Annotated in this window: 5 protein-coding genes; 1 reads left to right on the forward strand and 4 read right to left on the reverse strand. The window is 68.5% G+C overall.

What is annotated here, in order from left to right:
• Positions 1 to 68: 68 nt before the first annotated feature.
• Positions 69 to 725, reverse strand: a complete 657-nt coding sequence (locus HMPREF3121_RS01280) for an SMI1/KNR4 family protein (protein ID WP_070519259.1) — start codon at positions 723 to 725, stop codon at positions 69 to 71.
• A 57-nt stretch (positions 726 to 782) separates the two neighbouring features.
• On the opposite strand from HMPREF3121_RS01280, the gene HMPREF3121_RS01285 reads away from it, so the two are divergent.
• Complete coding sequence (locus HMPREF3121_RS01285; protein WP_083291138.1) at positions 783 to 1,349, forward strand: DpnI domain-containing protein; 567 nt, start codon at positions 783 to 785, stop codon at positions 1,347 to 1,349.
• 75 nt (positions 1,350 to 1,424) lie between these two features.
• Here HMPREF3121_RS01285 and HMPREF3121_RS01290 read toward each other — a convergent pair whose 3' ends face one another.
• The 3 genes from HMPREF3121_RS01290 to HMPREF3121_RS01300 all read right to left on the reverse strand — a co-directional run bounded on the left by HMPREF3121_RS01290 (position 1,425) and on the right by HMPREF3121_RS01300 (position 4,298).
• Positions 1,425 to 2,327 carry an alpha/beta hydrolase gene (locus HMPREF3121_RS01290; RefSeq protein ID WP_141742915.1) on the reverse strand — a complete coding sequence of 301 codons (903 nt, stop codon included), beginning with the start codon at positions 2,325 to 2,327 and terminating at the stop codon, positions 1,425 to 1,427.
• 124 nt (positions 2,328 to 2,451) lie between these two features.
• A complete protein-coding gene (arfB, locus tag HMPREF3121_RS01295) occupies positions 2,452 to 2,895 on the reverse strand; it encodes an alternative ribosome rescue aminoacyl-tRNA hydrolase ArfB (protein ID WP_070519265.1) in 444 nt (147 codons plus the stop codon).
• Positions 2,892 to 4,298 (reverse strand): serine hydrolase domain-containing protein, encoded by a 1,407-nt coding sequence (locus HMPREF3121_RS01300; protein WP_070519261.1) that lies wholly within the window; start codon positions 4,296 to 4,298, stop codon positions 2,892 to 2,894. The genes arfB and HMPREF3121_RS01300 overlap by 4 nt, the downstream gene beginning before the upstream one ends.
• Between the last annotated feature and the right edge of the window lie 193 nt (positions 4,299 to 4,491).

The following is a 4,491-nucleotide window of genomic DNA, read 5'->3' on the forward strand; positions in this document are numbered from 1 at the left end:
CTGCGCTACGTGCTCGAGGCGTGACGCCACCGTCGGGGAGTCGCACGCACCGGCCGGTGGAGGTGGAGCTACCCGCGCTCCCAGAGCTGAATCGGCTCGTGGCGCTCCGGATACCGCAGAACCGGGTCCACCAGCTCATCCACCTCCGAGAATTCGAGGAACCCCATCGAGTCGTCGTCACGCACGATCAGCGGACGCGCGAAGAGTTCGCGGAGCGCCGCGGCCTGCTCCTGCCCCAGGTAGGGCTCGTGCGACTGGAGCCAGGCTTCCGCGTTACGACGGGGCTCGCCCTCACCCAGGTAATCGTCGTCGTAGAACTCGGCGGACGCCCCGACCATCTCCGCGAAAATGAACCCGGCGAGATCCGGTGCGAGCCGCTCATCCTCCTGCTCATCGTTCTGCAGCAGAACCACGGGGACCGGACCCGCGCCGGCGGCCCCGGTACGGAAGCAATAGAGGTTGCCGCCGGGCTCCATCCCGAAAGGCAACAGGCCCTCGGCGGGATCGATGTTCCGGAAATCGTCCGGCTCCGCAAACATCTCCAATCGGCGGGCGATGTCCTTGGCCCCGAGCAGCTCGAAGTTCGTGCTGAAGTGCAGCAGCGGGATCTCGGCGCCGGTGGGGGACGCGTCCACCATGCCGTCGTCGGCGAGCGTCAAGTACTCCTCGGGCCATGTGAGCCCATGTGCGGCCGAGATCTCGCGCAATTCCGCCGAGGTGGTCATGGCACCGTTCCTTCGTTCAAGTGGTCTTGACCCAGAATCTAGCAAGATGGGGGCAGGATGTCCCGGCATCGGAGGCTGGGCCACGGGCCGACGCACGCGCGCAGAAGAGCGCGCACCGTTGAGGAGGAACATGACACGGCCACGACGAAGCAGAAACTCGGCACTGCGGGAGAAGAACTCGTCGCCAAGCATGCCCGTTGCCCGGGGTGCAAGCGCACCGACAAGTCGTTCAAACTCCTGCCCCCGAACTTCAAATGTGCCGATCTCGTCTGCGACTTTTGCGGCTACCTGGCTCAGGTGAAGTCGAAGCGGATCAAGGGGGAACTGCCGGACACCATCACCGGCACGATCCTCGGTGCCGCATGGGGCCCGCAGCGTGAACGCATGGAAGCGGGCATCTACTTCAGCCTCTACGTCGTCCTGGTCAATGAGGTCGGGCAGGCCAGCATCTACTTCCTGCCCCGCGACCTGCAAACCGCGGAAATGTTCGTCCCCCGGAAGCCTCTCGGCCCGGAGGCTCGGCGCGCCGGGTGGCAGGGCTTTATGATCGACATGGACAAGGCCATGGCCGACGTCGTCCGTATCTCCGACGGCGACGTCGAGGAGTTCGTTCTCCGCGCATGACCCGGGAGTGCGGAGTACACATATTCGTAGATCAGGGGCGTCTGATCCTTGGGGAAAGCCAGCCTGCGGTGCGGCTCACCGCTCGTTGACGGCAGTCGGGACGTGCCGTGCGAGAAAGGCCAGCTGTTCGGCGACGTTGTGCTCGAAGGCATCGCCGACGTAGATGTCGAAGTGCCCGCCGGGCTGCATTCGCACTTCGCCCTTCGGGGCCTTCCGCACATGCCGCAGGGTGGGGCCCGGCGGGGCCAGCGTGTCGTTCTCGCAGATCGCGAAGTGCGCCGGGGACTGGATCTTGCGGGCGTGTCGTCCCGGGAAATAGCGCAGAATATCCAACCCGAATCGTGCCGTGATGTCCGAGCGGATGTCATCTCCGGCGGGCACAATTGCTTCGATGCCCGCCACGCAGTCGGGCGCCGTCATCAGGGCGGTCGACCCCGGGTCCCCGTAAGCGGGAACCATCACAGGTTCCTTGTTGCGCCACGCGGCGAGCAGATCGCGCACGGCCAGCAGGCCGATCTTGACCGTGGTCGCAGGCGGCAGCGCCAACGTCGAGGCCAATCCATCGGTGAATGGGCACTGCGCGATGACCGCAGCAAGCCTGGGGTCCCGCGCCGCGGTCCGAACCACGTGGCCGCCACCAAAGGACGTGCCCCAGATGACCACACGGTCAGGGTCGACCCCGTCGAGGCCCCGCGCATGGGTGATCGCGGAGTTCCAGTCCTCGAGCTGACGCCGCACCGACAGGAGCTGACGGGGCTCCCCGGCGCTCGCACCGAAGTGCCTGTAGTCGAACACCAGGCAGCGGTAGCCGGCGGCGCTGAAACGCTCGGCGAAGGCATCGAGGCGCATCTGGCGTACCCCGCCGAGACCGTGGGCCATCACGATGATCGGCCCCGGGGCAGGGGCGTCGTCGGGGACGTACAGCCACGCGGCGCAGGATCCATCTCCAGAGGGGAAGGTCACGTCAGATCTAGTCATGGCGTTAACCCCAGGGGGGGAGGGGATTCGCGTCCTCACGGGCGCGTTTCGGCCGGTGCAGTCCCGCCGCCGGCGATGATCGGTCGATTCTTCGGCGAAATTTCCTGGTCTCTGCGGCGATTGCCTAGGAAACGTTCGGCCGCTTCCTCGTCGATTTCAGTTCCGACCGCCGCTTCTTCGCGGCGATGCGGCGGTGCACCGACCCGCGCGTCGGCTTCGTTTTCCGTCGCGGAGGAGACGGCGGGGCGAGTGCTTCCCTCAACAATGCGGCCATCCGATCACGGGCTTCGGCCCGATTGCGGATCTGCGACCGCTGCGTGGACACGTCGACGGTGAGGACGGTCCCGTCCAGGCGGCCGCCGAGGTTGCGGAGGACGCGGCTGCGCTGGCCGTCGGAAAGCACCCGGCACGCGGCGACGTCGAAGGAGAGCTGGACCCTGCTGTCCGTCGTGTTGACCCCCTGGCCGCCCGGCCCCGATGCCTTGGCGAAACGCTCCGTGAGATCGGCCGCGGGAATGACCATGCCGCCGGGAATCCCCGGGCCCGGTGCGATGGTCAGGTCGTTCATGGGGCCCACCCTAATCTGCGGCCGCGGTCCCGCCCACTGCTCGCCGTGGCCATCGCCGCCGCGAGGAGCATCGCGACGGGCACCGCTGCGGCGGCCACGACGACGCCGGGCTCCCAGAGCCAGAAGTACCGGAGGGGCACTGCCATCAGCAGGGGAGCGGCGATGAGCGCCGCGGCGACCACGACCACCGTGAGCAGAATCCACGCGACCGGCCGCATGCGCCGGCGCCCCACCCAGCCGAGCACCAGCACCAGCGCCGCGACGCCGAGCAGGACCGCGGGAACGATGACGCCCATGCCGCCCGGTTCGACGGGAGTGACCGTCCGCCCCGTGGCCTCGTCGAATGCGGAGCGGGTCAACGCAGCGAGCGATTCCTCGTGCAGGAACCCCGACGCGTTGAGCAGGACCACCGCGCCGTCACCCGATTCCGCGTCGAGGTACACGGCGGAAAAGTACCCGGGGACCGTGCCGGTGTGCCACACGGTGGCCCGGCCGTCGTCCTCGTTCGTCACGCGCCAGCCCGGCCCGTAAAACTGTTTCGGGGAGCCGGTCGGGGCGGCGTCGGCAAGCGAATCGGCGACATCGGCGGCGGTGCCGAGCTGGGAGACGGCGAAACCGGCCAAATCATCGATGCTCCCGCAGGAATAGCCGTAGGCGGCGCCGGCGCCGTCGTAACCGGTGGTCATCGCCCAGGCGAACGGGCCGGCCAGGCGGTGGCCGCGGGGGACGTCGGCACAATCCGCGGCCGAGGCGCCCACGTGGCTCAGCCCCGGCGTCGCGCGGACCGCGTCCGCGTAGGCCCCGCCGGTCGCTGCCTCGATGACGGCCTGCAGGTGCAGGTAACCGAGGCTGGAATAACCGTGCTCGCCGACCGTGCCCGATTCACCCGTCTCGCCGGACATGCCGCCGACGACGTCCATTGCGGTTGCGTCGGGACGGTCGACGTCGAGGTGGCCCGCCCCGAACCCCAGGCCGGATGTGTGGTCGAGCAGCGCGCTGACCGGTACATTCGGCGCGTCGGGCACGTACGAATCCGCCGAGGCAGCCGGGTCGAGCGTGCCCTCGTCGGCCAGGTGCTTCACGACGGCGGCCGCCACGGGTTTAGACACCGAGCCCCAGAGCATCGGCGTCGCCGCGTCGACGGGGTGGCCCTCGCCGTCGGCGCCGAAAACCTCGGTGCGGGTGACTGCCCCGTCGTCGAGGTACGCGACCGCGCCACCGGGAACCCCGAGGCGTTCGGCGCGCTCGGCGAACGACGGGACCTCGGGGGAACCGGTGGCCGCGAAACCGGCCGGAGCCAGCGGTGGAACCAGCATGGGAGCCAACGCGGACAGCGCCGCGAACAGGGCGAACAGGGCGATGATGGTCGACTCGGGACATTTTCGGGGCGAAAGGAGTCGCATGGTGAGGTTTATACGGCATGCCCTTCGGCTGCACCAGGGTTCCCCGCCATTCGTCGGGGGAGTGCCGCGGTCGTGCGCCGCGGCATCCCGGCCCTGATTCCACCTCCCCGAATGTTGGCCCTCATGTACGCGGATGAGCGTGGCCCATCGCGGCGATTACGGGCTCTTCGCGTTTCGGAGTGCGTAGCTGACC

It is taken from the genome of Corynebacterium sp. HMSC11E11, from assembly GCF_001807025.1.
GTDB classification, from domain to species: domain Bacteria; phylum Actinomycetota; class Actinomycetes; order Mycobacteriales; family Mycobacteriaceae; genus Corynebacterium; species Corynebacterium freneyi.

What these genes read in the sequence shown, in the direction of transcription:
- HMPREF3121_RS01285 (WP_083291138.1), top strand. Translation starts at nt 783, where the DNA reads ATGTCCCGGCATCGGAGGCTGGGCCACGGGCCGACGCACGCGCGCAGA.
- HMPREF3121_RS01300 (WP_070519261.1), bottom strand. Translation starts at nt 4,298, where the DNA reads ATGCGACTCCTTTCGCCCCGAAAATGTCCCGAGTCGACCATCATCGCC.
- HMPREF3121_RS01290 (WP_141742915.1), bottom strand. Translation starts at nt 2,327, where the DNA reads ATGACTAGATCTGACGTGACCTTCCCCTCTGGAGATGGATCCTGCGCC.
- HMPREF3121_RS01280 (WP_070519259.1), bottom strand. Translation starts at nt 725, where the DNA reads ATGACCACCTCGGCGGAATTGCGCGAGATCTCGGCCGCACATGGGCTC.
- arfB (WP_070519265.1), bottom strand. Translation starts at nt 2,895, where the DNA reads ATGAACGACCTGACCATCGCACCGGGCCCGGGGATTCCCGGCGGCATG.